The organism is Streptomyces sp. NBC_00637 (assembly GCF_045161545.1).
GTDB lineage: Bacteria > Actinomycetota > Actinomycetes > Streptomycetales > Streptomycetaceae > Streptomyces.
Map to the genome: position 1 here is coordinate 6,977,618 of NZ_CP109046.1, position 26,573 is coordinate 7,004,190.

At 71.8% G+C, this 26,573-nt stretch carries 26 protein-coding genes and 7 tRNA genes; 21 read left to right on the plus strand and 12 right to left on the minus strand.

The features are described 5' to 3' along the window. Window positions 1–11: 11 nt before the first annotated feature. Window positions 12–878, plus strand: a complete 867-nt coding sequence (locus OG440_RS30670) for a TrmH family RNA methyltransferase (RefSeq protein WP_406010007.1) — start codon at window positions 12–14, stop codon at window positions 876–878. Window positions 879–968: 90 nt separating this feature from the next. Here OG440_RS30670 and OG440_RS30675 read toward each other — a convergent pair whose 3' ends face one another. Beyond that, the gene (locus OG440_RS30675; RefSeq protein ID WP_406010008.1) at window positions 969–1,310 is read right to left on the minus strand and encodes a hypothetical protein; all 342 of its coding nucleotides are present in this window, start codon (window positions 1,308–1,310) and stop codon (window positions 969–971) included. A 416-nt stretch (window positions 1,311–1,726) separates the two neighbouring features. Between OG440_RS30675 and OG440_RS30680 the strand changes: the two genes are divergently transcribed. The 3 genes from OG440_RS30680 to OG440_RS30690 all read left to right on the plus strand — a co-directional run bounded on the left by OG440_RS30680 (window position 1,727) and on the right by OG440_RS30690 (window position 3,577). Beyond that, window positions 1,727–2,167, plus strand: coding sequence for an ATP-binding protein (locus OG440_RS30680; protein ID WP_406010009.1), 441 nt, complete (start codon window positions 1,727–1,729; stop codon window positions 2,165–2,167). Between the two features lie 94 nt (window positions 2,168–2,261). Then, window positions 2,262–2,828: an ECF RNA polymerase sigma factor SigK gene (gene sigK, locus OG440_RS30685; protein WP_406010010.1), complete on the plus strand. Its 567-nt coding sequence runs from the start codon at window positions 2,262–2,264 to the stop codon at window positions 2,826–2,828. Further along, window positions 2,825–3,577 (plus strand): anti-sigma factor domain-containing protein, encoded by a 753-nt coding sequence (locus tag OG440_RS30690; protein ID WP_406010011.1) that lies wholly within the window; start codon window positions 2,825–2,827, stop codon window positions 3,575–3,577. The genes sigK and OG440_RS30690 overlap by 4 nt, the downstream gene beginning before the upstream one ends. Window positions 3,578–3,610: 33 nt before the next feature. On the opposite strand, the gene OG440_RS30695 is transcribed toward OG440_RS30690, so the two are convergent. After that, complete coding sequence (locus tag OG440_RS30695; RefSeq protein WP_406011498.1) at window positions 3,611–4,972, minus strand: serine/threonine-protein kinase; 1,362 nt, start codon at window positions 4,970–4,972, stop codon at window positions 3,611–3,613. Between the two features lie 612 nt (window positions 4,973–5,584). Between OG440_RS30695 and OG440_RS30700 the strand changes: the two genes are divergently transcribed. The 3 genes from OG440_RS30700 to OG440_RS30710 all read left to right on the plus strand — a co-directional run bounded on the left by OG440_RS30700 (window position 5,585) and on the right by OG440_RS30710 (window position 7,340). After that, window positions 5,585–5,779 (plus strand): hypothetical protein, encoded by a 195-nt coding sequence (locus OG440_RS30700; protein WP_406010012.1) that lies wholly within the window; start codon window positions 5,585–5,587, stop codon window positions 5,777–5,779. A 243-nt stretch (window positions 5,780–6,022) separates the two neighbouring features. After that, window positions 6,023–6,958 carry a phosphotransferase family protein gene (locus tag OG440_RS30705; protein ID WP_406010013.1) on the plus strand — a complete coding sequence of 312 codons (936 nt, stop codon included), beginning with the start codon at window positions 6,023–6,025 and terminating at the stop codon, window positions 6,956–6,958. A gap of 82 nt (window positions 6,959–7,040) precedes the next feature. After that, a complete protein-coding gene (locus tag OG440_RS30710; protein WP_406010014.1) occupies window positions 7,041–7,340 on the plus strand; it encodes a zf-TFIIB domain-containing protein in 300 nt (99 codons plus the stop codon). A gap of 55 nt (window positions 7,341–7,395) precedes the next feature. Here the strand turns inward: OG440_RS30710 and OG440_RS30715 are convergent. The 5 genes from OG440_RS30715 to OG440_RS30735 all read right to left on the minus strand — a co-directional run bounded on the left by OG440_RS30715 (window position 7,396) and on the right by OG440_RS30735 (window position 7,858). Further along, window positions 7,396–7,467 (minus strand) — tRNA-Val (locus OG440_RS30715). 34 nt (window positions 7,468–7,501) lie between these two features. Then, window positions 7,502–7,573, minus strand: a tRNA-Val gene (locus OG440_RS30720). Between the two features lie 26 nt (window positions 7,574–7,599). Beyond that, window positions 7,600–7,671: transfer RNA gene (locus OG440_RS30725), tRNA-Val, on the minus strand. A gap of 1 nt (window position 7,672) precedes the next feature. Next, window positions 7,673–7,746, minus strand: a tRNA-Cys gene (locus OG440_RS30730). A gap of 39 nt (window positions 7,747–7,785) precedes the next feature. Next, window positions 7,786–7,858, minus strand: a tRNA-Gly gene (locus OG440_RS30735). A 188-nt stretch (window positions 7,859–8,046) separates the two neighbouring features. On the opposite strand from OG440_RS30735, the gene OG440_RS30740 reads away from it, so the two are divergent. The 3 genes from OG440_RS30740 (at window position 8,047) to OG440_RS30750 (ending at window position 10,826) form a co-directional block, all read left to right on the plus strand. Further along, window positions 8,047–9,099: a chorismate-binding protein gene (locus tag OG440_RS30740; RefSeq protein WP_406010015.1), complete on the plus strand. Its 1,053-nt coding sequence runs from the start codon at window positions 8,047–8,049 to the stop codon at window positions 9,097–9,099. Next, window positions 9,096–9,917, plus strand: a complete 822-nt coding sequence (locus OG440_RS30745; RefSeq protein ID WP_406010016.1) for an aminotransferase class IV — start codon at window positions 9,096–9,098, stop codon at window positions 9,915–9,917. Before OG440_RS30740 ends, OG440_RS30745 begins: the two co-directional genes overlap by 4 nt. A gap of 75 nt (window positions 9,918–9,992) precedes the next feature. Beyond that, complete coding sequence (locus OG440_RS30750; protein ID WP_406010017.1) at window positions 9,993–10,826, plus strand: GNAT family N-acetyltransferase; 834 nt, start codon at window positions 9,993–9,995, stop codon at window positions 10,824–10,826. Window positions 10,827–10,848: 22 nt separating this feature from the next. On the opposite strand, the gene OG440_RS30755 is transcribed toward OG440_RS30750, so the two are convergent. Further along, complete coding sequence (locus OG440_RS30755) at window positions 10,849–11,403, minus strand: DsbA family protein (protein ID WP_406010018.1); 555 nt, start codon at window positions 11,401–11,403, stop codon at window positions 10,849–10,851. A gap of 261 nt (window positions 11,404–11,664) precedes the next feature. Between OG440_RS30755 and OG440_RS30760 the strand changes: the two genes are divergently transcribed. Both OG440_RS30760 and OG440_RS30765 read left to right on the plus strand, forming a co-directional pair. Further along, window positions 11,665–12,132: a hypothetical protein gene (locus OG440_RS30760; protein ID WP_406010019.1), complete on the plus strand. Its 468-nt coding sequence runs from the start codon at window positions 11,665–11,667 to the stop codon at window positions 12,130–12,132. Between the two features lie 179 nt (window positions 12,133–12,311). Then, window positions 12,312–12,464, plus strand: coding sequence for a hypothetical protein (locus tag OG440_RS30765; RefSeq protein ID WP_406010020.1), 153 nt, complete (start codon window positions 12,312–12,314; stop codon window positions 12,462–12,464). A gap of 135 nt (window positions 12,465–12,599) precedes the next feature. On the opposite strand, the gene OG440_RS30770 is transcribed toward OG440_RS30765, so the two are convergent. Continuing rightward, window positions 12,600–13,160, minus strand: a complete 561-nt coding sequence (locus OG440_RS30770; protein ID WP_406010021.1) for a CGNR zinc finger domain-containing protein — start codon at window positions 13,158–13,160, stop codon at window positions 12,600–12,602. Window positions 13,161–13,435: 275 nt separating this feature from the next. After that, window positions 13,436–13,849 carry an SsgA family sporulation/cell division regulator gene (locus OG440_RS30775; RefSeq protein ID WP_004002642.1) on the minus strand — a complete coding sequence of 138 codons (414 nt, stop codon included), beginning with the start codon at window positions 13,847–13,849 and terminating at the stop codon, window positions 13,436–13,438. Between the two features lie 191 nt (window positions 13,850–14,040). Here OG440_RS30775 and OG440_RS30780 point away from each other — a divergent pair, with 191 nt between their 5' ends. From OG440_RS30780 to OG440_RS30810, 7 genes are all read left to right on the plus strand, one after another. After that, window positions 14,041–14,502, plus strand: a complete 462-nt coding sequence (locus OG440_RS30780; RefSeq protein WP_406010022.1) for a TIGR02611 family protein — start codon at window positions 14,041–14,043, stop codon at window positions 14,500–14,502. 78 nt (window positions 14,503–14,580) lie between these two features. Beyond that, window positions 14,581–14,652, plus strand: a tRNA-Val gene (locus OG440_RS30785). A gap of 1,372 nt (window positions 14,653–16,024) precedes the next feature. Continuing rightward, entirely contained in the window at window positions 16,025–17,314 is a 1,290-nt protein-coding gene (locus tag OG440_RS30790) for an ABC transporter substrate-binding protein (RefSeq protein ID WP_406010023.1), read from the plus strand. Window positions 17,315–17,328: 14 nt separating this feature from the next. Next, complete coding sequence (locus OG440_RS30795; RefSeq protein ID WP_406010024.1) at window positions 17,329–18,285, plus strand: carbohydrate ABC transporter permease; 957 nt, start codon at window positions 17,329–17,331, stop codon at window positions 18,283–18,285. Continuing rightward, window positions 18,282–19,157 (plus strand): carbohydrate ABC transporter permease, encoded by an 876-nt coding sequence (locus tag OG440_RS30800; RefSeq protein WP_406010025.1) that lies wholly within the window; start codon window positions 18,282–18,284, stop codon window positions 19,155–19,157. Before OG440_RS30795 ends, OG440_RS30800 begins: the two co-directional genes overlap by 4 nt. Before the next feature lie 10 nt (window positions 19,158–19,167). Continuing rightward, window positions 19,168–19,767, plus strand: coding sequence for a hypothetical protein (locus OG440_RS30805; RefSeq protein ID WP_406010026.1), 600 nt, complete (start codon window positions 19,168–19,170; stop codon window positions 19,765–19,767). A gap of 102 nt (window positions 19,768–19,869) precedes the next feature. Further along, window positions 19,870–22,605, plus strand: coding sequence for a Tat pathway signal sequence domain protein (locus OG440_RS30810; RefSeq protein WP_406010027.1), 2,736 nt, complete (start codon window positions 19,870–19,872; stop codon window positions 22,603–22,605). A gap of 7 nt (window positions 22,606–22,612) precedes the next feature. On the opposite strand, the gene OG440_RS30815 is transcribed toward OG440_RS30810, so the two are convergent. Then, complete coding sequence (locus tag OG440_RS30815; RefSeq protein WP_406010028.1) at window positions 22,613–25,036, minus strand: SCO7613 C-terminal domain-containing membrane protein; 2,424 nt, start codon at window positions 25,034–25,036, stop codon at window positions 22,613–22,615. A gap of 99 nt (window positions 25,037–25,135) precedes the next feature. Between OG440_RS30815 and OG440_RS30820 the strand changes: the two genes are divergently transcribed. Together OG440_RS30820 and OG440_RS30825 are read left to right on the plus strand one after the other, a co-directional pair. Beyond that, window positions 25,136–25,582: an SRPBCC family protein gene (locus OG440_RS30820; RefSeq protein WP_406010029.1), complete on the plus strand. Its 447-nt coding sequence runs from the start codon at window positions 25,136–25,138 to the stop codon at window positions 25,580–25,582. 39 nt (window positions 25,583–25,621) lie between these two features. Next, a tRNA-Val gene (locus tag OG440_RS30825) sits at window positions 25,622–25,693 on the plus strand. Between the two features lie 58 nt (window positions 25,694–25,751). Here OG440_RS30825 and OG440_RS30830 read toward each other — a convergent pair. Further along, a complete protein-coding gene (locus OG440_RS30830) occupies window positions 25,752–26,477 on the minus strand; it encodes a 3'-5' exonuclease (protein WP_406010030.1) in 726 nt (241 codons plus the stop codon). Window positions 26,478–26,573 lie beyond the last annotated feature (96 nt).

Below are 26,573 nucleotides of genomic sequence, written 5' to 3' on the forward strand. Positions count from 1 at the left end.
AGTATCACCCTGTGGCCGATCTCATCACCGTTGAGGACCCCGACGACCCGCGCCTGCGCGACTACACCGGCCTGACCGACGTCGAGCTGCGCCGCAAGCGCGAGCCCGCCGAGGGCCTGTTCATCGCCGAGGGTGAGAAGGTCATCCGCCGGGCCCGGGACGCCGGGTACGAGATGCGCTCCATGCTGCTCTCCGCCAAGTGGGTCGACGTCATGCGCGACGTCATCGACGAGCTCCCGGCACCGGTCTACGCCGTCAGCCCGGAGCTCGCCGAACGGGTCACCGGCTATCACGTCCACCGCGGCGCGCTCGCCTCCATGCAGCGCAAGCCGTTGCCGGCCGCCGCGGAACTGCTCCAGGCCGCCCGCCGGACCGCCGTCCCGGAGCCGGCCGGCGACCCGGTGCGGGACGACGCGGGTCAGCGCGTCGCCGTCTTCGAGGGATTCGTCGATCACGCGAATCTCGGCGCCGCCTTCCGCAGCGCCGCCGCCCTGGGCATCAAGGCGATCCTGCTGTCACCGGACTGCGCGGACCCCCTCTACCGGCGGTCGATCAAAGTGTCGATGGGTGCCGTCTTCTCGGTTCCCTACGCCCGGTTCGACGCCTGGCCCGCCGGGCTCGACGTCGTGCGCGACGCCGGGTACGACATCCTCGCCATGACCCCGGACGAGAAGGCGACCCCCCTCGACGAGCTGAACCCGGCACGCTTCGAGAAGAGCGCCATCATGCTGGGCTCCGAGGGGCACGGCCTGTCCACGTACGCCCTCCGGGCGGCGGACGAGTGGGTGCGCATCCCCATGTCCGCCGGGATCGACTCCCTCAACGTGGCGGCCGCCTCCGCCGTGGCGTTCTACGCGACCCGACCGAGACCCGCCTGACGACAGCTGGCGCCGGCGGCCGGAGGGTACGCGGATCGATGAGGACCGGAAGACGTGGTGCGTCCGGTCCTCATCCGGCGGTCGTCGCCGTCAGCGGTGGTGGCACTCCCAGTGCCCCTTGACCCACTGGTGGTCCCAGTGGCCGTGCACGTAGACCCACTTGTAGGTGTAGTGGTTCTCCCAGTGGCCGTGGTGCCAGGTCTTGTGGTTGACCCGCTTCTTCTCCCAGTGGCCCTTCACCCACTTCTTCTCCCAGTGACCCTTCACCCAGTGGCAGTTACCGTCGTGGTCGGTGACCACCACCGTCGGGGCGGAGGCGGGAGCGGGAGCCGCGGTCGCCGCGCCGGACAGGCCGAGCACGGCCCCTCCGGCCAGTAGGCCCGTCGCGGCGGCCCCGGCCACCAGGCGGCGGGCTCGCAGGAAAGCGGTCATCGGACACATCTCCCTCGAACGTTCGGTGACGAGCACGTCCGACGAGGTCACGCCGTTCCGTCCACCGGCCGCGCCGCTGCGCGGGGGTGGACGGGGGAGGAACGCGGTTCCCCGTCTCTCTGTGCCGGACGCGAGGGATTCGGATCCGAAAGCGGGACGGATGACCGCAAAGCCGAAAAATGTATCGGAGACATAAGGGCCCGGGAGCCTCCAGGGCGGCCGGGGAGCCCCAGGGCAGCCGGGGGAGAGCCTGAGCGGGCCAGGCCCTCGCAGCGGAAGGCGTGGACGTCCCGCTCGTCCGGCCGGGTGAGAACCTGAGGCTTTCGTGTACAGCACGGCGGCATCCGCGTGCTGCGCGGCTACGAATCCCCTGCGAGCAAAAGCCGTCCCCGACGAGTCGTTCCAGGGGAGCCCTCATGTCCACCACCACGTCACCGCCGACGACAGCGCCGACGACAGCGCGTTGCGCCGCGGCCCTGCCGCACTCCCGGCGGTCCCCGTCCCTCGCTCGTCAGGTCAGCGAGCGATGGCTGAGGACGACCGACCCGGTCGACCGCGTGCCGGACGCGGTCCTCGTCGTCTCCGAACTGGTGACCAACGCGGTCCGTCACACCTGTGGTCCCTGCACGCTGACGCTCACGGTGCGCGACGGCCGGCTGGACATCGCCGTCGCGGACCACAGCGAGGACCTTCCCGAGCTCCACCGCCGTTCGGACGGCGACGAGCGCGGCGGCTTCGGCATGGGCGTCATCCGCGGGCTGGGCGGACAGATCAGGCTCGTCCCCGCCCTCGGCGGCAAGACCGTACACGTCCTGCTCGACCTGGGATCCACGCCCGGCCCGTCCGCGGAGCGGTGAGGAGCCCTCCGGCGCGGGTCCCTTCCCTCCGCAGACGCCGCGGGCGGGCCGTCCGGACCCAGCACGAGGCACGAGGCACGAGGGGAGCAGGGATTTGCCGCACAGCTTCGATCCGGACGCCCGGGTGGAGGACCTGCTGGCCCGGGTGGCCGGCGGCGACCGTGACGCGTTCGACGGCGTCTACGACGCGCTGTCCGGCAGCGTCATGGGACTGGCCTGCCGGATCCTGCGGGACGTCGCCCAGGCGGAGGAGGTGACCCAGGAGGTCATGATCGAGATCTGGCGCACCGCGGACCGCTACAGCCCCGAGCGGGGCACGGCGAAGGCCTGGGTGCTCACCGTGGCCCACCGCCGGGCGGTGGACCGGGTCCGTTCCGCACAGGCGGGCGCGGAACGCGAACAGCGCACGGGCATCCTCGGGCCGGAGCGTCCTTTCGACGAGGTGTCCGAGATCGTCCAGGACCACGACGAGCAGCGACGGCTTCACCGCTGCCTCACCGCGCTGGCCCGCCAGGAACGCGTGCCCCTGATGCTCGCCTACTACCAGGGCCTGACCTACCTCGAGGTCGCAGAGGCCCTCTCCACCCCCGAAGGAACGGTGAAGTCCCGCATGCGCGCGGGACTCCGGCGACTGCGGGCCTGCCTGGAGGCCGACGCATGACACCAGCGGAGGATCCCCACCTGTCCCTCGGCGCCTACATGCTGTACGCCCTGCCGCCCGCCGAGGAAACCGCGTTCGAGAACCATCTCGCCGGTTGCGACCAGTGCGGCCGGGAGGCCGACGAGCTGCGGAGGACCGCCGCCCGGCTCGGCGCCTCCACGCAGGGCGTGCCCGTGACCCCGCAGGCCCGCGCCCGCACGCTCCAGGCCGTCGCCCGCACCCGTCAGGACCGGGTCCCGCACCGCCCGCGCGCGCCCGGCAACCGCGTGCTGCGCTACGCGCTCGCCGCGAGCATCGCGGCGGCTGCCGTGCTCGGCGGCATCGCCGTCCGGCAGCACGTCGAGGCGGACGACGCGCGCACCCGGGCGGTCCGGGCCGAGCAGCAGGCCCGCGCGTCGGGAGCCGAGATCACCGAGGTCCTCACCGCACCCGACGCCACCGTGCACACCGGAGAACTGACCGGCGGCGTCACCGCCGCCGTCGTGGTCTCCCTCGACCAGGCGCGCGCGGTCTTCGCCGCGTACGGTCTTCCCGCCTTGGCCGGCGGCAAGGTCTACGAGCTCTGGTACGCGGCCGAGGCGGGCGACGTCCGCTCGGCCGGCCTGGTGACCGGCAGCGCGCCGAACGGCTCCCACGTCCTGAAGGGGTCGCCCGCCGACGCCGTCGCCGTGGGAATCACCGTCGAACCCGCCGGTGGCTCGCCGCAGCCCACCACGGATCCCCTGGGCGTCATCCCGCTCGCCACCTGACGGGGCCCGGCCGCCCGCGGGCCCGGCTCCGGGTCAGTCCGCGAGCGGGTCGCCCGGCTGCGGACGGAGGTGCTGCTGTTCCTGCCGTACGACGCCGTCGCCGCCGCCGAGACCGCGTGCCGGTCCCTCGCAGCCCTGCACCACGGCGATGCCGAGCGCGACCAGCAGGGTCACCACGACGAACACGAACAGCCGCTGGCGCAGCAGCCGCGGGTTGGCGGGCCGCAGCCCGCTCCCCGTGGTTCTCGGGCCGGGGCGCCGGACCCCGCCTCGGGACGCCGACCGGTTGCCGCTGCCGGGGCGGGTGTTGCGCGAGGGGGCCGGCCGGGCTCCCGGTCGCGACGACGCGGTACCCCCCCCGCGTCCGGCATTGCCCCCGCGCGCCGGCGCTCCGCCCCGCGAGGGGACGGAACCGCGCGCGGGCGGCGCCCCGTTGCGCGGGGGAGGAGTACCGGGTCCGGTCTGCTGACGCAGGGTGCGATCCGGGTAACCGGTTTCGGAGAGCCGACCCGTGGGACGGTCCGCCTCGGCCGCCCGAGGCGCCGGAGGTCGCGCGTCCGCCAGTCCCTGGGCCTCGCGGGTCGCGATCTCCTTCAGGCGCAGGGAGAGATCGAGGGTGCTGGGACGCTCCTCCGGGTCCTTCGCCAGACAGGCCCGCACCAGGGGGGCCAGCGCGTCCGGTACGCCGTGCAGATGCGGCTCCTCGTGCACCACGCGGTACAGCATCACCTCGGAACTGCCGTGCCCGAAGGGCGAATCGGCCGTCGAGGCGTAGGCGAGCGTGGCGCCGAGCGAGAACACGTCGGTGGCCGGGGTGACCAGGGCCCCGCGCACCTGCTCCGGCGCGAGGAACCCGGGGGAGCCGACCGCCGTACCGACGTGCGTCAGCGTGGAGGCGCCCGTCGCCCAGGCGATGCCGAAGTCGATGATCCGCGGGCCCTTGGGGGAGAGCAGGATGTTGGACGGCTTCAGGTCCCGGTGCACGACCCCGGCCTCGTGGACGGCGACGAGCCCCTCCGACAGCGCGGCTCCGATGGAGGCCAGCTCGGCGGCCCCGAGCGGCCCCTCGTCGTTGACCTTGTCGTGCAGGGAGGGTCCGGGCACGTACTGGGTGGCGAACCACGGCCGGTCGGCGTCCAGATCGGCCGCGACCAGCCGCGCCGTGCAGCCGCCCCGGATCCGCCGGGCGGCCGAGACCTCGCGCGCGAACCGCGACCGGAACTCCTGGTCCTCCGCCAGATCGGGTCGGATCACCTTCAGCGCGACCCGCTGCCCCTTCTTGTCGGAGCCCAGATAGACGACGCCCATCCCGCCCGCGCCGAGCCGTCGGTGAAGCCTGAACGAGCCGACGACGCGCGGGTCCTCGCGCCTCAGGCGCATCATCGCCATGTTCATCCCCGCTGCCCGGTCCGTGTGACGTGGCACAGCTTACGTTTCCACGGCCGTTCGCGCGCAGAGGCCGCGCCCTCTCGTATCGATCGATTGTCGGCGTCTCACGGATGATGTGAAGGGTGGTCAGAGACCCTGTGGACAGGCGCGCCTTGACTGTCCGTCAACGTCAACCGCCTGACGGTGCAGGTGGATTGAGCCCGTGGTGGAGGACGGGGCCCGGACCGCCGCCGGGGTCGGCGACGGGAGGCGGACCCGGCCGGTGGTGGCCCGCCGGACGGCCTCGTGAGGGACGGCGGCGGCACGGCAGCGGGCGGTGGAAGTGAGCGAAGTCACGGCCGGGGAACCCGCCCGACCTCCCGACGGGCGCGGGAGGCCGAGCCCGGACCGGAGACCCCTCCGGGAAGACCCCGAGAAGCAGGACCATCTCTCCACCCAGGGGAGTACTTCGCAGGTCATGGCTCATCCTCCGGGAGGCCCGGCAATCGGTACGAAGGCATGACGCCCGATGGTCGCCCCGCGCCTAGATTTGAGGTCAAGCGGCGGGTGCAGCACTCGTCCCCCGAGGTCAGACACCCGCCGCTGCCAACGACAACTGATCAGGTCAGGAGAGGGACCATGGCTCTTACGGCACCGCGGACGATCATCCGCGCACAGGGACGCGGTACGCGCCCTCGTCGCACGGGCCGTCGCCACCCCTTGGTGGCGACGCTGATGGCCCTTCCCCTGGCGGTCCTGCTCCTCGTCGCCTTCGACGGTTGGGAGACAGTGGCCACACAGGCGTCGTCCGTGGGAGTGATGCTGGGGCGCTGAGCGGCGACCCCAGGCCCGGAAGAGCGGTCCGGGCGGGGACATCCACCCATGAAACCCCGTGGGGACGGGGGTGCGGCGGACGGCAAAAATGCAGGCGCAGCTGGGGAGCTGCGCCTGCATTGCTTTTCCCGGCGACCCGCGACGCTGCTCCCGGCCCCCTGCGGCGGCGATGCCCGTGCGACGTCGGTGACCTCGCCTGCGTACCCTCGCGGGAAGACCGCACGCCGCCGTTCAGGGAGCCCCGTGACCGCGCACCCCCTGCTCACCGAGCTCGCCCGCCGAGCCGGAGTCAAGGCGCACGAGGCCGATCCGGCCTGTGCCTGCGGCGCGGCCACTCTCGCCGACCGCCCCGACGCCAGCGTCGTCCGGCATGCCGACACCGTCGCGAAGGCGCACGCCCCCGACACCGACCCGGCCGGACTGGCCCCGCGTCTCGCCCTCGCCGCGCGCCTCCCCGAGATCCTCCTCGCGCCGCTCACCCCGGCTCCGGTCGCTCTCCACGGCCGTCTGGTGACCTTCTGGCCCTACGGCACTCCGGTGGACCCGGACGATCCCGACCTCGCCCCCTGGGAGGCCGCGGGCATCCTGCTCGCCCGTCTGCACCGCACCCCCGCTCCGACCTCGCTCCCGCAGATGCGCGGGCCCGCCAAGGCCGCCCACGCCGTGGCCCGCCTCGGCGCGGTCGGAGCGCACCCCGCCGTCGCACCCGTCCTGAGCGCCTGGCGCGTGCTTCCGGCGTGGGCCCGCGCCGAAGCCCCCATGCCCGAGACCTCGACCCTCTGCCACGGCGACCTCCACCTCGGGCAGCTCGTCCGTCACCCGGCACCTGAAGGGCCCTGGCGCCTGATCGACGTCGACGATCTCGGCGTCGGCGTTCCGGCGTGGGACCTCGCCCGTCCCGCCGCCTGGTACGCCTGCGGTCTGCTCCCGGCCGGGGAGTGGACCCGCTTCCTCGCCGCCTACCGTGCCGAGGGCGGCCCCGCCGTCCCCGAGGACGGCGACCCCTGGGCCGCCCTCGACGTCCCCGCGCGCGCACTGACCGTGCAGACGGCGGCACGCTTCGTCACGAAGGCGGTCGCGGAGGGCCGGGCGCTGGACGAGGTCGAGCAGTGCGTGGTCGACGCCTGTGCCCGAATGGGTTCCGTCCCCCCGCAGTTGGCGGCCGGTCACGCGAAGTAGGGTGCAACCGACCGCAGCCGGACAGTGTCTGTCCTGGCGGTACGCGAAACAGCACCGACCAGGCGAGGAGTTGAGCCGAACCATGCAGTGCCCGAAGTGTCACGCTCAGATGCACACGTACAACCGCAACGGCGTCCAGATCGAACAGTGCAGCAACTGCCGCGGGATCTTCCTCGACTACGGCGAGCTGGAGGCACTGACCCGCCTGGAGTCCCAGTGGACCCAGCCGGGCCCGCCGCCCCCGGCCGCCCCGCAGGCGTACCCCCAGGCCGCCCCGGCCGCGCCCGCCTGGGGTGCCCCGCAGGGTGGCGGTCACTACGGGGGCCACCACGGCGGTCACCACCGTCAGAAGGGCTTCGGCCGGATGCTGTTCTCCAGCTGAGCCGGCACGACAAGAAGCCCCCGACCGCGAAGGCGGGCGGGGGCTTCTTGGAGTGTGGACGATACTGGGATTGAACCAGTGACCTCTTCCGTGTCAGGGAAGCGCTCTCCCGCTGAGCTAATCGTCCTCGGGACCACGACCCGAGGGGCGTGTCTGCTGCGTGCGCGATACTGGGATTGAACCAGTGACCTCTTCCGTGTCAGGGAAGCGCTCTCCCGCTGAGCTAATCGCGCGGGTTCGGATCTTCGAACAGATCCAGTGGACGATACTGGGATTGAACCAGTGACCTCTTCCGTGTCAGGGAAGCGCTCTCCCGCTGAGCTAATCGTCCTTGGAGGTGGAGACGGGATTTGAACCCGTGTAGACGGCTTTGCAGGCCGTTGCCTCGCCTCTCGGCCACTCCACCAGGAGCGTAGGGGTTCGGGTGGATCCCCTACTTCCTGCGAGCGGACGACCAGGTTCGAACTGGCGACCTCAACCTTGGCAAGGTTGCGCTCTACCAACTGAGCTACGTCCGCATGTCGTTTCGGTCGGCTCTCGCGTCCCGGCGACGTGTTGAACTCTAGCGGATTCCCGGTCCAGTACAAAAACGCGTTTGTGCAGCGTGCTGCGCTGTGTCCGCACGCGGACCTGGTCAGGGCCCCGGCCGGGAGATGCGGAACACGTCCGGACCACCTCTCGGGTGACCCGCCATACACTCGACCACGTGCTCGACCTGCCTCCTCTCGCCCGTTTCGGCACCCGTGTCGCCACCGGCCTCCTCGACGTGACCAGTGATCCCGCCGCCCTCGAAGGCGCCGGTTTCTGGGCGGTCTGCGCCGACTTCGAGGGCCGACCGGTCTGCGCGCGCTTCGCCGACGTACGCGAGGAGCCGGTGCCCGCCCCCGTGCCCGGGGCGTGGCGAGGCCCCTCGGCCGGTGACTGGACGTCCTCGCTCGACCGCGCCGCGTACACGGCCGGGGTGCGCCGCATCCGGGAGCACATCGCGGCCGGCCAGGTGTACCAGGCCAACCTCTGCCGCGTCCTGACCGCACCGGTCGCGTCCGACGTCGACGTGGACGCGCTGACCGCCCTGCTGGCCCGGGGCAACCCGGCGCCGTATGCAGGAACGATTCGTCTCCCGGCGCACGGCATAGAGACGGCCTCCGCGTCGCCCGAGCTCTTCCTGCGCCGCGACGGCCGGGTCGTCGAGTCCGGGCCCATCAAGGGCACCGGACGCACGGAGACGGACCTTCTGGAGAAGGACTACGCCGAGAACGTGATGATCGTGGACCTCGTCCGCAACGACCTCGGTCAGGTCTGCGCCACCGGCAGCGTGACCGTCCCCGACCTGTGCGCGGTCGAGAAACACCCCGGCCTGGTCCACCTCGTGTCCACGGTCCGCGGCGAGCTGCGCGAAGGCGCCGGCTGGCCCGAGCTGCTCGGCGCCGCCTTCCCGCCCGGCTCCGTCACCGGCGCCCCCAAGTCCAGCGCCCTGCGGATCATCGACGCGCTGGAGACGGCACCGCGCGGCCCGTACTGCGGCGGCATCGGCTGGGTCGACGCCGACCGGGGAACCGGCGAACTGGCCGTCGGCATCCGCACCTTCTGGATCGACCGCGACTCCGCGGGCTCGGCTGTGCTGCGCTTCGGCACGGGCGCCGGCATCACCTGGGGTTCGGACCCCGAGGCCGAGTGGGCGGAGACCGAGCTGAAGGCCTCCCGGCTGCTCGCGATAGCGTCGGGAACATACGAGGCCGAGGGAGAGGGACTGACGTGAAGATCTGGCTCGACGGCGGGCTGCAGGACAGCGAGTCCGCCCGTGTCTCCGTCTTCGACCACGGACTGACCGTGGGCGACGGCATCTTCGAGACGGTGAAGGCGGTGGACGGCGTGACGTTCGCGCTGACCCGCCACCTCGACCGGCTGACCCGTTCCGCGCGCGGACTCGGCCTGCCGGACCCGGACCACGACGAGGTCCGCCGCGCCTGCGCCGCCGTCCTCGAAGCCAACCCGATGCCGCTCGGCCGGCTGCGCATCACCTACACCGGCGGCCACGGACCCCTCGGCTCCGACCGCGGCGCACACGGCCCCACCCTCGTCGTCGCCCTCGGGGAGACCACCCGGCGCGCCGACTCCACGGCCGTCGTGACGGTCCCCTGGACCCGCAACGAACGCGGCGCGCTCACCGGCCTGAAGACGACCTCGTACGCCGAGAACGTCGTCGCCCTGGCCCGCGCCCACCAACACGGCGCCACCGAGGCGCTGTTCGCCAACACGGTCGGGCAGCTCTGCGAGGGCACCGGGTCCAACGTGTTCGTCGTCCTGGACGGCGAGATCCACACCCCGCCGCTCGCCTCCGGCTGCCTCGCGGGCATCACGCGCGAGCTGACCGTCGAGTGGACCGGGGCAAGGGAGACCGAGCTGCCGCTGGACGTGCTGGGGCGGGCCGACGAGGTGTTCCTCACCTCCACCCTGCGAGACGTGCAGGCCGTTCACCGCGTCGACGACCGTGAACTGCCGGGCACGCCGGGACCGGTGACCGCCAAGGCGATGCGGATCTTCGCCGAGCGCGCCGCCGACGACCTCGACCCGTAAAGTCCTCGCCCGGGTCCGCGAGGACCCCGGAAATCAGGCTGACGACGCTCGTCGTGGTGGGTAGAAAAGCTCCTGATGACCACGACCCTGCGGCCGACCGAGCCGCTTCAGCGCACCGCCGACGGGGCGCTCTCGCGCCACTACCAGGTCTGCGTGAACAGCCGACCCGTCGGAGCGGTCCACCTCTCCACCCTCGCGGGCTCCGGCGATCCGGGCGCCGACGTCGCCCGGATCGCCGACCTGCGCATCGACGAACCGGACCGCGGGCGCGGCCGGGGCACGGTGGCCGCGCTGGCCGCCGAGGAGGTCGTTCGCGGCTGGGGCTGCAAGCGGATCGAGCTCAGGGTGCCCGCCGACGCGGGGGCCGCGCTGCGGCTGGCGACGGCACTCGGCTACGTCCACCGCGGACGCGGCATGGAGAAGCCGCTGGGCGCCACCGCTCCCGGACTGCCCGAGGGCAGCCGGGGCAGGCCCATGACGGAGGCCGAGTACCTGTCCTGGGTCGACCACGGCGTCGTGGCCTACGCCCGGCACTGGGTGGATCGCGGGATGCCCGAGGGCGAGGCGTTGGCCAGGTCGCGGTGGGACCACGACCGGCTGCTGCCGCAGGGCCGGACGACGGAGAACATGCGGTTCAGCGTCCTGGAGCAGGAGGGCACCCGGGTCGGCACGATCTGGCTGGCGTTCACCGGCGACACGGCGTTCGTGTACGACGTCGAGACCGACGAGGCCTTTCGCGGCCGGGGCCACGGACGATCCCTGATGCTGCTGGCCGAGGCCCAGGCCGTCGCGGCGGGCAAGCGCGTGCTCGGCCTCAACGTCTTCGTCGGCAACACCCCGGCCGAGCGGCTCTACGAGTCGCTCGGGTACCTGCCCGTGAGTCACTCGATGTACAAGAACCTGCTCTGAACCGGCCCGCGTCGAGCCGGCCTCACGCCTGCTCGGCGAGCAGGCGGTCGGCGATCTCCTCGACGCGCTCGCGCAGTCCTTCCTGACTCTTGCCGCCGTCGAGACGCTCGCCGCCGATGACGTACGTCGGGGTGCCGGTGACGCCGATCGCCTTGCCCTCGGCCTGGTCGGCGTCCACGATCAGGATGTGCCGTCCGTCGATCAGGGCGGTGTCGAACTCCTCGGCGTCGAGCCCGAGTTCACCGGCGACCTCGACCAGGAGGGGTTCGCCCCCACGGGCCAGCTCCTCGACCCTGCCCAGCACGGCCTCGACGTACGGCCATCCCATGCCCTGCTCCAGGGCCTCCTCGGCGGCCTGCGCGGCGGCGAAGGCGTGCTTGTGCTTCTCCAGCGGGAAGTGCCGCAGGCGCAGCTCCAGCCGGTCGCCGTACCGCTCGCGCAGGACGCGCAGATCGTCGAGGGCGCCACGGCAGTCCGGGCACTGGAGCTCGCACCAGACATCGAGGACGACGGCGGGACGGGCGGCCGCCGTGTCCGGTGCGGAGGCGGAGGAGGAGGTCGGGGACGAGTCGCTCATGCCGCCAGTCTTCCAGTCACCGCCCGGCCGTCCCAATCCGGACCACCTGGCGCCCGAGCGGATGCTCGCGGCCGGATCCGGGGACGAGCCGCTGCGGCACCTGCGGAGGAGCCGACCCGGAGATGTCCCTGATGTCCGGCCGGAGCATGGCCCGCGAGCGGTGCGCAGGTGCAGGATGGAGGGGACGAGGCGCGGGCCCGCCGGCCGCGGTGCCTGGTCGACACGACCTCTGCCCGAGTGAGCGCACGCCTGGAGGACCGGATGATTGCCGAGACCGTCTGTTCCGCCCTCGCCGTGGCCGGTCTGGGCATCGCGGTGGTCACCGCCTACCGCAAGCGCTTCCTGGCGGCCGCCCGTATCGCCGCCTATGCCCTGGTGCCGCTGGGCCTCGTGATGACCGGCGTCGTCGAATGGGTCGCCGACACCGCCTTCAGCCCGACGGCCTGGGCGGGCTTCGTCGTGCTCGGCGGGGCCTGGGCGCTGTTCGCCACCACCCGCGCCGTGGAAAGCCGCCGGGGCGGCACCCGTAAGGAACGCAGAGCGGCGGCCCGCTCCGAGCGGGCCGAGGCGGTGGCGCCCGCCGCCTCCGCGCCCTCCCTGGGGCAGGCATCGCGTCCGGCCGCCCGGCCGGCGTCCCGTCCAGCGGCCGCGCCCCGCGCGACCGGCGCCTCCGGCGCCTCCGACGACTTCAGCGACATCGAGGCCATCCTCAAGAAGCACGGCATATGAACCAGGTCCGGTAGATCCCTGCCCGGCGGCCCGCCGACGATGGAAACGACACAGTCGGCCTGCCCGCGCGCGGAAGTGATCACGGCCTGACAGCGACGTCGCGGAATCCTGCGCACTCCCGCTCAATCCGGACGCGTGATCGCGCCAGGGGTGTCACCTGAGTCATCATCGCCCGCGAGATGCTGGACACGACACAGAGCGACGCCGCGCCGCAGCAGGACGAGCCGCGCGGGTGCCTCTTCGCCCTTTCCCAGCCACCGCTGATGATCTTTCTGGCGGTGATCGGGTGTCTGCTGCTCATGGCTTCGCTGCATGACCTGCTGCTGCTCTGAGCCGTACCCGCGGTCCCCGGCGTCACCCGCCGGGGCCGCGTCGGCATCGAACGACGTCACGGGAGGTCATCGAACGACATCGAGGGGCTTAGGGACCCAGGACAGCGGTACGACGTTTGCCGGGTGCCGGTGAACTCAGCCCGCCGCCTCCTTGCGGCGCGCCCGGTAGGCGGCCACGTGCAGGCGGTTGCCGCAGGTGCGGCTGTCGCAGTACCGGCGGGACCGGTTCCGCGAGAGGTCGACGAAGGCGCGCCGGCAGTCCGGGGCCTCACAGCGCCGAAGCCGCTCCTGCTCCCCGGCCACCACGAAGAACGCCAGCGCCATCCCGCAGTCGGCCGCCAGATGGTCGGCGACGGAGGCACCGGGCGCGAAGTAGTGCACATGCCAGTCGTAGCCGTCGTGGTCCGTGAGGCGTGGCGTGGTGCCCGCGGCGGCGACCAGCTCGTTGATCAGCGCGGCGGCCTTCCGCGGTTCCGACGCGGCGAAGATCCCGGCGAACCGTCCACGGATCTTGCGCACCGCGGACAGGTCGAACTCGGACAGCACGCCGACGTCACTGATCTCGTGCTTTCGCACGAAATCCGCGAGGGCGGCGACATCCGGCAGCGCGTCCGGGGCCGTGTCCTCCTCCGGTGCGGTGTTCACCAGTTCCACCACGGCATCGAGCGCACACCGGGTGTCGTGGGTGATCAGCACATTTCGCTCCCTGGCCTGGGGGTCGGGCGAGCGCCCGCCGATGCTGGCCGATGGTAGCCGCACCAGGCCGCCGGACAACGGTCACTCGTGGACCGGGTGCCCGGGCGCCCGCCGCCGGGAGGCCGGGGGAGTCCCGTCCGCACTGGCCGCGCGCACGCCGACGCCGTCCCACGGGAGACCCGTGGCACGGCGTCGGCGCATGCCCTATTCGGTTGTCCTGGCCCGAGCCGTCTCCCCGAGTGGACGGCGCCGGGCAGCTCGGTGTGAGCCTCGCCCTAGCTTTCCGCCAGGATGTGCGAGAGCTCCTGATCGAGATCGAAGTGCCGGTGTTCCGTGCCGGGAGGCACGGCGGCGTCCGTCCGCTTCAGGAAGGACTCCAGGGCCCTCGCTGGGGCCTCTAGCAGGGCTTCGCCCTCGGGAGAGCTCAGGGCGATGCAGACGACGCCCTGACCGTGGCTGCGCGACGGCCAGACGCGGACGTCGCCGGTGCCCGTGGGCCGGTGCAGGCCCTCGGCGAGCAGGTCGCGGGCGAACACCCACTCGACGGTCTCCTCGGCACCGGTGTGGAAGGTGGCGTGCACGGCGTAGGGGTCGGCCGTGTCGTACCGCAGGCCTGCGGGGACAGGCAGGGAGGACTCGCTCGACACAACGAGGCGCAGGTGCAGCTCGCAGCTGACCGTGGTGTTCATAAGCGCCAGGGCCTTTCGCTCAGTGTGCGCTCGGGGATTCGCACGTCGGCGAAATCGACATGCCACCTACGGTGCCGTTGTAAACCCCTCTGAGTGTTTTGCGTGCCTTTACGTAACTCTTCCGGCCGACAGTGCGTTCGCCCGGTACCACCATTCCGGTGACCGGATTCTCTCGGGTAGGGTCAGGCTGTATGAACACGGGGAGTGACGAGTCGGGCGAGGCGGTCGTGACGACGGACAGGTCGAAGCCGGACGGGGCCGCGGAGGAGGAGCAGGGCCAGGGGCTCGGCTCCAGGGCGCCCGAATTCGTCAAGGCGCGTCGCATGCTGCACCTGAGCTGGCAGGTCGGGGTCTTCGTGATCGGCCTCGCCGTGGTGGCCGCCGGCATCGTGATGCTGCCGCTGCCCGGTCCCGGCTGGGTGGTCATCTTCGGCGGCATGGCGATCTGGGCGACCGAGTTCGTCTGGGCCCAGCTGGTGCTCCGCTGGACCAAGCGCAAGGTCACCGAGGCGGCCCAGCGCGCGCTCGATCCCAAGGTCCGCCGCCGCAACCTCACCCTCACCGCGATCGGTCTCGTGATCATCGCCGTCCTGACGGGTTTCTACCTGTGGAAGTTCGGCTTCGAGATGCCCTGGAAGATCAAGGACCAGTGACCCGCCGCGGAGGCGTGGTGGCGGGTCCGCCCTGGTCACAGTCACCCCGTGACATGGGGTAATGTTCTTCCTGCGTCCGGGCGATTAGCTCAGTGGGAGAGCGCTTCGTTCACACCGAAGAGGTCACTGGTTCGAACCCAGTATCGCCCACCCGGAACGTCGGCCCGCCTGCGAGAACGCAGGCGGGCCGACGCCGTTCCCGCGACAATCGGCGCCACCCGTGCCCACGGAGACCCCTCCGGCCGCCCTCCTGCCCCGAGCCGTGCCGCGTCGCCCCCGGCCCCGAGATGCTGCCGGGCCGCCGCTCTGAGGGCCGTCCAAGCCCGGCCCGGTCGGCCCTCCGGATTCCGGGCTCGCCTCGGCTCGGAGGGGCTGGCAGGCCGCCGCCCTCGTGGCCGTCCAAGCCCGACCCCGTCGGCCCTCCGGATTCCGGGCTCGCCTCGCCTCTGTGGTCGTCAAGGCCATCCGCTCGCCCTACGGTCTTAAAGCACGTCCGCTCGCCCGTCCGGATGTCATGCCGCCCGCGTCGCTCCTCCGGGCGCATGCGGACTGTCTCGCCCCTCCGGATGTCAGTCCCGGCCGCGTCGCCTCTCCCGACCGTCAACCAAGCCGGGCTGCGTCACTTTCGGGGCTGGCCGTCGAGCCCGCCTTCCTCGGCCTCCGGGCCGGTTTGGCGACCACGGCCGACAGCCCGGCTCACTCGGCCCTCTGAGCCGCCGGCCAAGCACCCTCTGGCCTTCCGGTCATCAGCCCGGCTTCCTCTCGGGCGCTCCGGCCATCAGCCCTGCTCTCTCGGTCCTCCGTGCCCGCGAGCCAGGCTCCCTCGGCCTTCCGGCGCCAGTTGTTCTCTAGGCCTTCCGCCCCAGAGCTCGGGTCCCTCGGAACCCCGCTCGCGCGCCCTGTTCTCTCGGCCCTCAGTCGGCACCTAGCCATCTCGGACCTTCGGTCGCCGAGCCAGCTCCGTCGCGCCACCGGCCCTTCAAGACCGGGCCGTGCCGCGCCACCGGTCACGGCTGGCGTCTGCCGACGCGTACCGTCCCGATTTCCTGCGCCACAACGCGCCCCCGCCCCTCATCATTGACCCCGCCTGCCCGCCTGCCCGCCTGCCCGCCTGCCCGCCCCCCGTCGTACCCGCCAAGCTGCGACGCCCGTCTCGCAGGTCAGCGCACCACCCATCGCGCAGCACAGCACCCCCCATCCCCGCCTCCCTCCCCGCGCCCCCCACGACGCCCCCACGCTTCACTCGACCTTCTTACCCGCAGGCGGATTTCAGTCCCTCGGCGTGATCTTCCGGTGACGGGCCAGCGGTTCGAGGCGTCGAACGGACGTCTCTCACCTGCGCGTTCGTCGCCGTCGGGACGAAGCGGCGGCCCCAGGGGCGCCGCTCACCGCAGAGGCCGTGCACAAGAAATTCCTGTCCGAATCATTGACGCTCTCTCAACCCCCTCGTACCTTGTGCCAGCAAGCGCTTTCTTGAAACGATTCATGCAAGCGGCAACGACGCTGCGGGGAGGGCCCGACTGTGGTAACCAGCAGGAATGTTGAGAGGCGAACGATCCTGAAGGCCGCGGGGGCGACGGCGGCCACACTGGGCCTGGCCGCGACCACGGGGTGCGGGGGAGACGACGGCGCGTCGGCGGACGGGACGGTGACGATCCGTTACGCCTGGTGGGGCGGCGAGCCGCGCACCATCGCCATCAAGAAAACGATCGCGCTCTTCGAGAAGAAGTACCCGAAGATCAAGATCAAGCCCGAATTCACCGACTACGAGGCGTTCTGGGAGAAGTTCCAGACCCAGGCCTCCGGCGGGAATCCGCCGGACGTTTTCCAGAATTCGGTGACCTTTCTCCGCAAGTACGACAAGCGCGGGGTTCTCATGGACCTCAAGTCGCAGGCGGACGCGGGGAACCTGAGCCTGGAGAACTTCCGCAACGGCGTGCTGGCGAACGGGCAGGTCGACGGCAAGCAGATCGGCATACCCGTCGGCGCCAACACCATGGCGCTCGTCATCGACCTCAAGGCCTTCCAGAAGGCGGGCGTGGAGGCGAAGTTCGGCTGGACCTGGGACGAGTACTTCAACGCACTGCAGACGATCCAGGACAAGCTGAAGATCGCCGGTGACACCGGCTACTTCGCCATCATGTACCTCTACGACCTGTATCTGCGTCAGAACGGCAAGGCCTTCTTCACCGACAGCGACCTCGGTTTCACCGAGGACGACGTGACGCAGTGGTGGGAGGACGGCTACAAGCGGGTGAAGTCCGGGCTGGTCGCCGATCCGAAGAAGATCGAGCAGGTGAAGCCGAAGTCCGGTCTCTCGGCCGGCCTCGCCGCGTCCGAGTTCACCTGGGACAACTTCTCCATCCGCTACGAGGGAGAGGGCGATTCGGACTACGGGCTCGCGCCGATCCCCACCACGGACGGCAAGGACACCGGCCAGTACCTCGGCTCGCTGATGCTGAGCGCCTTCTCCGGGACCAAGCACCCCAAGGAAGTAGCCCAGTTCATCGACTTCATGGTCCACGACCCCGAGGCCGGCAAGATCATGGGATACGACCGCGGCATCCTCTCCACCACCGAGCAGTACGACGCCTTCAAGCCGACCGACCCGAACAACAAGGGGGTCGCGGCCTACGAGGACGAGGTCGCCAAGGCCGGCGCCCTCGGGAAGATCACCCCGCACCCGTCCGGCGCGGACGTCATCGAGGCGGCCTTCCTGAGGATCGGCGCCGAGGTAGCCCAGGGCAAGACCAAGCCGGCCGACGCGGCGAAGGCGCTGTTCAGCGAGGCCAAGGCCGCGTTCGCGGGCTGAGGGGACGTACCACCATGACGCTCGTCAAGGAAGCGCCCGCGCGCCCGGCGAAGAAGCGGTCCGCCGCTCCTGTCGCCGGGCGGCGCGGGCGGCGCCGCGAGAACCTCGCCGGCTATCTCTTCATGTCGCCGTGGATCGCGGGTTTCCTGCTGCTCACGGCGGGGCCGATGATCGCGTCCCTCTACTACGCGTTCACCAGCTACAACCTGTTCACGCCGCCCCAGTGGGTGGGGCTCGACAACTTCACGACCATGTTCCAGGACCCGCGCTGGCAGAAGTCGGTGCAGGTCACGCTGAAGTACGTCGTCGTGGCCACACCGCTGAAGCTGCTTCTCGCGCTCGGCGTGGCGCTGCTGCTCGCACAGAAGCGGCGCGGGCAGGCCCTGTACCGGGCCGCGTTCTACATGCCGTCGCTCATCGGCGCCAGCGTCTCCGTGGGTTTCGTGTGGCGGGCGCTGTTCTCCGACGACGCCGTCGTGGACCGTACGCAGAAGATCTTCGGGCTGGACGTCGGCGGCTGGATCGGCAACCCGGACTATGTTCTGTACTCCCTGGTGGCTCTCAGCATCTGGCAGTTCGGTGCGCCGATGGTCATCTTCCTGGCGGGGCTCAAGCAGGTGCCGCAGGAGCTGTACGAGGCCGCCGAGATGGACGGGGCCGGGCCCTTCCGGCGGTTCTGGAACATCACGCTGCCGATGATCTCCCCGGTGCTCTTCTTCAACGTGCTGCTGGAGTCCATCCACGCGTTCCAGGTGTTCGGCTCCGCGTACGTCGTCTCCGACACCCGGTGCGGACCGGCCGACGCCACCCTCGTCTACACCTGTTACCTGTACCAGAAGGGCTTCAAGGAGGCCCAGATGGGCTTCGCCTCCGCGATGGCCTGGACGCTGGTGGTCGCGGTGGCGCTCGTCACGGCGGTTCTGTTCTGGTCGCAGAAGAAGTGGGTGCACTACGAGGAGGCCGCCAAGTGACCAGTGCCACCAGCCCTGCCGTCCGTCCCGCGAGCGAGCGGCGCCGTATCGGCTCCCTCGCCTGGCACGTGGGCGCGATCCTCGTGCTCGCGGTCGTCCTCTACCCGGTGATCTGGGTGCTCGGCGCCTCGTTCAAGCCGAGCAAGGACATCATCGCCAGTCTCGACCTGCTGCCCACCGAGCCGGTCTGGGCGAACTTCTCCGGGCTCGCCGACGGCATCTCCGGCATCTCCATCACCAGCTTCTTCACCAACTCGCTGATGTACGCGGGGCTGGCCGTGGTCGGTGTGGTGCTCTCCAGCTCGCTGACGGCGTACGCCTTCGCCAAGATCCGGTTCGCGGGGCGGAACCTGCTGTTCACCCTGATGATCGGCACCCTGCTGCTGCCGTACCACGTGCTGCTCATCCCGCAGTACGTGCTGTTCCGCAACCTCGGCTACATCGACACGCTGGTGCCGCTCGTCGCGGGCAAGTTCCTGGCCACGGAGGCGTTCTTCGTCTTCCTGATGGTGCAGTTCATGCGCGGGCTGCCGCGCGAGCTGGACGAGGCCGCCAAGCTCGACGGCTGCGGGCACCTGAGGACCTACTGGTCCATCGTGCTGCCGCTGAGCCGGCCCGCCCTCATCACCAGCGCCATCTTCACCTTCATCAACGCGTGGAACGACTTCATGGGGCCGTTGATCTATCTCAACACCCCTTCCAAGTACACCGTCTCGCTCGGCCTGATGATGTTCCGCGACCAGGAGGGCATCTCCAACTACGGCAGCATGATCGCGATGTCGCTGGTGGCGCTGGTGCCGGTCATCGCCTTCTTCATGGCCTTCCAGCGCTATCTCATCGACGGTATGGCGACCTCCGGACTGAAGGGCTGAGGACGTCACCATGGCGCAAGCACGCGTGAAGGCCCGCTCCCCGCGCAGGGGGTCCGTGTTCGGCGAGCGTTTCGCGGTCTTCGCGGAGTGTCTGCTCACCGGCGTGTGGATCGCCGTGGCCTGTCTCGGCGTCGTCACCTACCCCGCGGCCTTCGCGGCCGGCGCCCGGCACCTGCGGCGCCGTACGCGCCACGAGGACGGCGGCTTGCGGGAGTTCGTCGCGGACTTCCGCACGGCCGTGCGCGGCGGGTGGGCCGTCGGGCTCGCCGGGTGGGTGGTGGCCGCCGCGGTCTGGGTGGACGTCCTGGCCGCGCGGGCCGGGATTCCCGGTGGGCCGTTCGTCGGGGCCGTCGGAGTCCTCGCGTCGATCGGGCTCACCGTGGCCCTGCTGCGGGCGGCGGCCGTCTGGACCCCGGGCCGTGCCTGGCGGGCGCTGCTCGGGGACGCCGTACGGCGGACCGTGCTCGATCCCGCCGGTTCGTTCCTGGTCGTCTGCGGGCTGGCCGTCGTCACCCTGTCCGCGTGCTTCGTCGCGCCCTTGGCGGTCCCCGTCCTCGGGGCCGTCGCGGCGGCCGCCGTGGCCGTCGAGGAGCGGTACCGGCACCGCTGACGGCCGTGCCCCCGCACCAGGCCGGCGCCCCGGGCGCCGTGCCCAGCTCTGTCATGCCCCTGACCACACCTGCATCCGCACGGAAAGGAAAGGCTGCATCTCATGTCTCCCATCCCCCGTAGGTCCCTCCTCAAGGCGGCCGCCGTCGCCGGAGCCGCCGCCCAGTTCAGCTGGGCCCTGGGCGCCAAGGACGCGCAGGCCGCGCCCGCGGCCGCCGCGGCCGACGCCGATCCGGTGACCCTGGACTGGCTGGAGGACGGCGGTCTCGGCGCCGCCCCCGGTTCCACGCTCGGCGTGCCCTGGCCCATGGGCACCTACCAGGAGGACCAGACCTTCGCGCTGACGGACGCCGACGGCAAGGACGTCCCCGTACAGTCCTGGCCTCTCGCCTACTGGCCGGACGGGTCGCTGAAGTGGACGGCCCACGCGGTCGGTTCGGGCTCCGGCAAGCTCACCCTCGCCGCCGGCACCCCGGCCGCTCCGGCCCGGAAGGTCACCGTCGACAAGCGCGGCGGCACCATCGACGTGTCGACGGGCGTCATCACCGCGAAGATCGGCACCTCGGGCGCCACGATCATCAAGTCCGTCACCCGCGGTTCCACCGAGATCGCCAAGAACGGCCGGCTGGTCCTGATCCGGCAGCCCGAGATCGAGGACGAGGACCAGGGGACGGTCAAGACCGAGCGCTTCGAGGGCGCCATCGACGGCGTCACCGTGGAGCAGACCGGACCGGTCCGCGCGGTCGTCCGCATCGACGGCAAGCACCGCAAGGGCAGCCGCAGCTGGCTCCCTTTCTCCATCCGCCTCTACTTCTACGCGGGCGCCGACTCCTTCCGCATGGTGCACACCATCACCTACGACGGGAAGCAGGAGCCCGGCAAGGCGAGCGGCGACTTCATCCGCGGGCTGGGCGTCCGCTTCACCGTCCCGATGCGTGACGAGTCCTACGACCGCCACATCCGCATCGGCGGCGAGGGCACCGGTCTGCTGCGCGAGGCCGTCAAGGGCATCACCGGACTGCGCCGCGACCCCGGCGCGGCCGTGCAGGCGGCCCAGTACGCGGGCCAGAAGCTCCCCGACCCCGCGACCTGGGACCAGCGGGTCACCACCCGCCTCCAGTACATCCCCGAGTGGGGCGACTACACCCTCTCCCAGCTGTCGGCGGACGGCTTCGGGCTCCGCAAGCGCACCAAGAAGGGTTACGGCTGGATCGGCGCCGGCGGCGGCAAGCGGGCCTCGGGCTTCGGCTACGTCGGCGGGGCGAGCGGCGGCTTCTCCTTCGGCCTCAGGGACTTCTGGGAGAAGCACCCCGCCCAGCTCGACATCCGCGACGCGCACACCGACGAGGCCGAGGTCACCCTCTGGCTCTGGTCACCCGAGGCGCAGCCCATGGACCTGCGCTTCTACCACGACGGCATGGGCCAGGACACCTTCCCCGAACAGCTCGAAGGCCTCAACATCACCTACGAGGACTACGAGCCCGGCTTCGGCACCCCCTACGGCATCGCCCGTACCTCCGAACTCCTCTTCTGGGCCAACGAGTCGACGCCCGCCCCCGAGAAGCTCGCCGAACAGGTCGAGGCCGTACGGGTGCTGCCGCAGCTCGCCGCCCCGCCCAAGCAGCTCATCAAGGCGAAGGTGTTCGGCCCGGGCCTGTACGCCGAGCCGGACCGTTCCACCCCCGCCAAGGCGAAGATCGAGGACCACCTCGACTTCCTCTTCACCTACTACAAGGACCAGGTGGAGCAGCGCCGCTGGTACGGCTTCTGGGACTACGGCGACATCATGCACACCTACGACACCGTCAGGCACCAGTGGCGGTACGACATCGGCGGCTACGCCTGGGACAACTCCGAGCTGTCGCCGGACCTCTGGCTCTGGTTCGCGTACCTGCGCTCCGGCCGCGCGGACATCTTCCGCTTCGCCGAGGCGATGACCCGGCACACCGGCGAGGTCGACGTCTACCACCTCGGCCAGTGGGCGGGGCTGGGCACCCGGCACGGCGTACAGCACTACGCCGACAGCGCCAAGCAGCAGCGCATCGCCAACACCACCTACCGGCGCTACTACTACTTCCTCACCGCCGACGAACGCGTCGGCGACCTCATGCACGCCAACGTCGACTCCGACGAGACGTTCCTCGCCCTCGACCCGCTGCGCAAGATCCGCACCGAGCCGTACACCCCCGACCGGCACGCCCTGTCGATCGGCTTCGGCACCGACTGGAGCGGTCTGGTGTCGGCGTGGCTGACCGAGTGGGAACGCAAGGGCCCGAAGTGGGAGAAGGCGAAGGCCCGCGTCCTGTCCACCATGGAGACCATCGGCGCCCAACCGAACGGCTTCGTGCAGGGCAGCGGCCTGTACGACCTCGACACGGGCAAGTTCGCGGTGGCCACGGAACCCGTCGTCGGCGTCTCGCACCTGTCCGCCGTCTTCGGCCTCAACGAACTGTGCGCCGAGCTCATCCACCTGGTCGACATCCCGAAGTTCAACGAGGCGTACTACGACTACTGCCGCTACTTCAACGCCACCAAGGCGGAGCAGGCGGCGCGCTACGGCAGCAACTTCGGCACCCTGCTGCTCTTCCAGGGCCACTCACGACTCGACGCGTACGCCGCCGTCCAGACCGGGGACGAGGCGCTGGCCAAGCGGGCGTGGGCGAAGTTCTACAACTCCGACGGCTACACGGAGTCCTCGCCGTGGCGGACGGAGCCGGTGAGCGGCCCCGCCGCCCTGGTCGCGGGCAGCGAGGCCGCCTGGGTGGCCACCAACGACACCGCCCTCTACGGCCTCGCCGCCATCGAGAACCTGGCGCTGCTCGGCGACAAGATGCCGTAGGGGACGGCTAGTTCATCCGCCCCAGGACCTCCCGTACCCGCCGGACGTCGCGCAGCCGCTGCTCGTACGTCGCGCCGAGTGCGAGCAGCAGCAGCCCGGCGAGGGCGGGAGGTACCCAGCGGGGGAGCGCGTCGGTCACCTGGACCAGGTACGGGGCGAGTTCGTGCAGGGTGACCAGGGCGAGCACCGAGCCGCCCAGCACGAGCGGGGCCCGCAGCCGGTGCCGGGCGCCCAGCAGGGTGAGCAGCAGCCCGGCCGCGCCCAGCAGCAGCGGCCGGGTCCACTCGACGTCGCTCCATGCCGTGGCGAGGCTCGGCAGGAGGGTCACGGTGAGACCGGGACCGTACGCCGTCCAGGACGAGGCGGCCGGGTCGCGGCGCCGGCGCAGGGCTCCGACGAGCAGCGCCGGGACCGTCACCGGCAGTGTGTACGCCTCCGGGAGTCCCACCCGCCAGGCCGCCAGCCGGACCCACGCGGCCAGCACGAAGAGGGCGACGGCCGCGTAGCCGACGCAACGGCGGTCCGGACGTACGGCCGTGCCCGCCGCGATCACCCCGCACAGCGACAGCACCAGGGCGAGCAGCGGCGGGTCGGTCACCGCGAGGCCGACGGCGACGAGCCCGGCGACGGACCCCGTCACCTCGACCGTCACCGTCGTCGCGGCGTCACCCGGCCGCGCCGCGAGCAGGGCCGCGGCCAGCGGGACGACGAGCACGAGCAGCGCGGTGTGCTCCGGCCGCCAGCCGGCGGACGCGCCCACGGCGCAGGCCAGGGTCGTGGCCCAGCCCAGGGCGGCGGCGGAGGCCACCGGCGCCTGCCGGCCGCGCCACGCGGCCGCCGCGAACACCGCGGTCAGGGACGCGAGAACCGTGAGGGTCGCCGGCTCTGTGGCCAGGGACTGGAGGGCCAGGCCGAGGGAGGTGGGCAGGGCGAGCGCGGTGGCCGTCTGCGCCGCCGGACGCTGAAGCGCCGGACGCTGAAGCGCCGGACGCTGAAGCGCCGGACGCTGAAGCGCCGGGGCCAGGAGTACCGCCACGGCGAGCCCCTGGATCACCAGGCCGACGACGTAGGGGAGCTCCAGCGCGGCGGGCGTGACGAGCACCGCGGCCCAGGTCAGCGCCAGTGCGGCGGCCGACGCCCGCGGGCGCCACTCCTCGCCGCGCACCGCCGTGGCCAGCACCGCGGCCACCGCGAGCAGGATCAGCGGCACCGTGACGGCGTACGGCGGCCAGAAGGCATCCACGGCCACCGCGGCCCGGGCGTCGGCCGGGGCCCCGGACCAGAGGTGCCACGGCCACGCCGCCGGTCCCAGCAGCGTGACGGCCACGGCCGGCACCGCCCACAGCACCGCGCCCGCCTGGACGAGACCGGACGCCAGCGCCACACCCCGGCGCACCGCCCGCGGGCCCCGCGCGGCGGCCAACAGGGCGATCCCGCACGCCAGGAACGCCGGTACCGCCCAGTCACCGGGCACCGACACCCGGAGGACGCCGCCCAGGCCGGCCACCCCGCACAGGGCGCCGGTCGCCGCCATGCCCGTCGCGAGGCCCGCCCGCGGCGCGAACCGGGCCACGCCCAGGGCGATCACCGCCGCCAGGAAGAGGAGCGCCGCCGCACGGGCGGCGGCGCTCGGACCGGCCGCTCCCAGGGAGAGCAGACCGGCCGCCAGGACACCGCAGCCACCCGTGCCGAACGCGCACACCGTGGCGACGACACGCACCGGCCGCTCGGACGTCCGGAGCGCGACCGCCGCGTCGAACGCCGCCGTCAGCAGCACCGCGCCCGTCACCGGGAGCGGACCCCCGCCGAGCGCGATCGTCCAGAGCACGAGGGGCAGTTGCGCGACGGCGAGGGCGGCGGGGTGCGGCAGCCGCAGCGTGGCCGAGCCCGGCAGCGCGGTGAGCGCCGTACCGTACGCCGCCCACAGGGCCGCCAGCACGGTCGACGCGACGGCCGCGTAGGTCGTACCGTCCGCCGCCGTGAACACGACCTCGTGCAGGGCGTACGCGTCCAGCACCGTCAGGGCGAGGCCGAGGCCCGCCACAGACTCGGCGGTCGAACGCAGCCCCCGCCGCAGAAGCGCCACCGGCGCGCCGAGCACCGCCAGGGTGACCGCGCCCAGCACCAGGGAACGGCCGGCGATCCCCAGATGCCCCCAGCTGACCAGCGTGAACACCATCGCCGCGATGGTGAGCAGGATGCCGCCGAGCAGGAGGAGGACGTTCTGCACGCCCGGCGCGCCGGCCTCGGGACGGGCGGAAGGGCCGGGCTGCGCGGGCCGGCCCGGCCACACCGGCGGGGCCGCCGCCTGCTGAAGCGTCGTGATCAACCAGGCACGGCGGGCCAGCAACTGGGCCCGGCGGGCGTCCAGTTGCCGGAGCTCGCTGTCGAGGAACCGCAGCTCCTCGGCCGGGGGCGGAAAATACGTCATGCCTCGGAGTGTGGTGCGCGTCACGACCGACGGCATGAGCGCACGTACTCAGAACGTACTCAAATGCCTGGGCCGCAGCCCGCGGGGCACACTCGGCCCATGGACTGGACCCGTTACCGCTTCCGCGACCTGTGGACCCTGCCCGCGCCGCCCGCCCGCGTGTACGAGGCGCTGGAGCGGGCCGAGGACTATCCCCGCTGGTGGCGCCAGGTGCGGGAGGTGAACCGGGTCGACAGCGCGACCGGCGTCATCCGCATCCGCTCGTTCCTCCCGTACGACATCACCTTCACCGCCCGTGAGGTGCGGCGTGACGCGGCGGCCGGGGTCCTGGAGATCGCGATGACGGGTGACATCGACGGCTGGGCGCGCTGGACGGTGACCGCCCACGGCTCCGGCACCCTCGCCCGCTACGACCAGGAGGTCCGGGTCGACAAACCGCTGCTGCGACGGTTCGCCGTCCCCGGGCGGCCGGCGTTCCGCCTCAACCACGCGCTGATGATGCGGGCCGGGCGACGCGGCCTCGCCGCGTACCTGGAAGCGGTTTGAAGGAAGCCCGCGAAGCCCTGTATGGTTCGGTGCGTTCCCGGGCGATTAGCTCAGTGGGAGAGCGCTTCGTTCACACCGAAGAGGTCACTGGTTCGAACCCAGTATCGCCCACCGGGAGAGGCCGGTCCGCATCACGCGGACCGGCTTTTTCGTGTGCCGACGCCCTGCTCTAGGCCGCCGCCGGCAGCTCCGGGCGCAGCGGCCAGGAGGTGTCCACCGTCTCCGGTGTGCCGCTGCGCGCGAACCACGCCTGGAGCCCCCGCGCCTGAGCCGCGTGCCACGTCGTCTGCAGCGTGTGCAGCTCGGCGGGGGACAGGCGTTCCAGACGGGCCGCGAACCGCCGGCCCAGCGCCCGGACGACCTCCAGCGAGGCCAGCGCGTCCGCCGCCGCGTCGTGCGCGTCGTCCAGGGTGACGCCGTAGTGCGCGCACAGGTCGGTGAGCGTGCGCCGGCCCTTGCGGTAGCGATCCAGATGCTTGTCGAGGACCCGCGGGTCCAGCACCCGCAGCGGCGCCGCGCCCAGCCAGTTGTCCAGCGCGGAGGCCCGGTGGCGGCGCAGCTCGCGATCGAGCAGCGTCAGGTCGAACGGCGCGTTCATCACCACCAGCGGACGTCCCGCGGCGGCTTGTTCGGCGAGCAGCTCGGCTATCTCGAACATCACCGGTGACGGCCAGCGGCCGTTGCGCTGAAGGTGATCGTCCGTCAGTCCGTGCACCTCCGTCGCCCCGGCCGGCACCGGCACGCCCGGGTTCACCAGCCAGCGGCTCACCCTCGGCCGGCCACCCGGCGCGTCCTGGACGACGAGGGCGGCCGACACGATCCGGTCGGTCTCCACGTCGACGCCCGTCGTCTCCGTGTCAAAGGCGGCCAGAGGCCCCTCGTACCAGTACGTCATACCCACACAACCCCTCGTTCAGCCACGGCAGCTGACGCCCCGTCTTCTGCCTGTTTGGTGATACCCGGGCTGTTTGCGACGTACGCCGGAAGGACA

Coding starts and splice junctions, on each gene's coding strand:
- OG440_RS30680 (WP_406010009.1), top strand. CDS start 1,727: ATGTCCACCACCACGTCACCGCCGACGACAGCGCCGACGACAGCGCGT.
- OG440_RS30795 (WP_406010024.1), top strand. CDS start 17,329: ATGACGCTCGTCAAGGAAGCGCCCGCGCGCCCGGCGAAGAAGCGGTCC.
- OG440_RS30700 (WP_406010012.1), top strand. CDS start 5,585: ATGGCTCTTACGGCACCGCGGACGATCATCCGCGCACAGGGACGCGGT.
- OG440_RS30820 (WP_406010029.1), top strand. CDS start 25,136: ATGGACTGGACCCGTTACCGCTTCCGCGACCTGTGGACCCTGCCCGCG.
- OG440_RS30710 (WP_406010014.1), top strand. CDS start 7,041: ATGCAGTGCCCGAAGTGTCACGCTCAGATGCACACGTACAACCGCAAC.
- OG440_RS30765 (WP_406010020.1), top strand. CDS start 12,312: ATGCTGGACACGACACAGAGCGACGCCGCGCCGCAGCAGGACGAGCCG.
- OG440_RS30750 (WP_406010017.1), top strand. CDS start 9,993: ATGACCACGACCCTGCGGCCGACCGAGCCGCTTCAGCGCACCGCCGAC.
- OG440_RS30690 (WP_406010011.1), top strand. CDS start 2,825: ATGACACCAGCGGAGGATCCCCACCTGTCCCTCGGCGCCTACATGCTG.
- OG440_RS30695 (WP_406011498.1), bottom strand. CDS start 4,972: ATGAACATGGCGATGATGCGCCTGAGGCGCGAGGACCCGCGCGTCGTC.
- OG440_RS30775 (WP_004002642.1), bottom strand. CDS start 13,849: ATGAACACCACGGTCAGCTGCGAGCTGCACCTGCGCCTCGTTGTGTCG.
- OG440_RS30675 (WP_406010008.1), bottom strand. CDS start 1,310: ATGACCGCTTTCCTGCGAGCCCGCCGCCTGGTGGCCGGGGCCGCCGCG.
- OG440_RS30755 (WP_406010018.1), bottom strand. CDS start 11,403: ATGAGCGACTCGTCCCCGACCTCCTCCTCCGCCTCCGCACCGGACACG.
- OG440_RS30810 (WP_406010027.1), top strand. CDS start 19,870: ATGTCTCCCATCCCCCGTAGGTCCCTCCTCAAGGCGGCCGCCGTCGCC.
- OG440_RS30830 (WP_406010030.1), bottom strand. CDS start 26,477: ATGACGTACTGGTACGAGGGGCCTCTGGCCGCCTTTGACACGGAGACG.
- OG440_RS30760 (WP_406010019.1), top strand. CDS start 11,665: ATGATTGCCGAGACCGTCTGTTCCGCCCTCGCCGTGGCCGGTCTGGGC.
- OG440_RS30780 (WP_406010022.1), top strand. CDS start 14,041: ATGAACACGGGGAGTGACGAGTCGGGCGAGGCGGTCGTGACGACGGAC.
- OG440_RS30805 (WP_406010026.1), top strand. CDS start 19,168: ATGGCGCAAGCACGCGTGAAGGCCCGCTCCCCGCGCAGGGGGTCCGTG.
- OG440_RS30815 (WP_406010028.1), bottom strand. CDS start 25,036: ATGACGTATTTTCCGCCCCCGGCCGAGGAGCTGCGGTTCCTCGACAGC.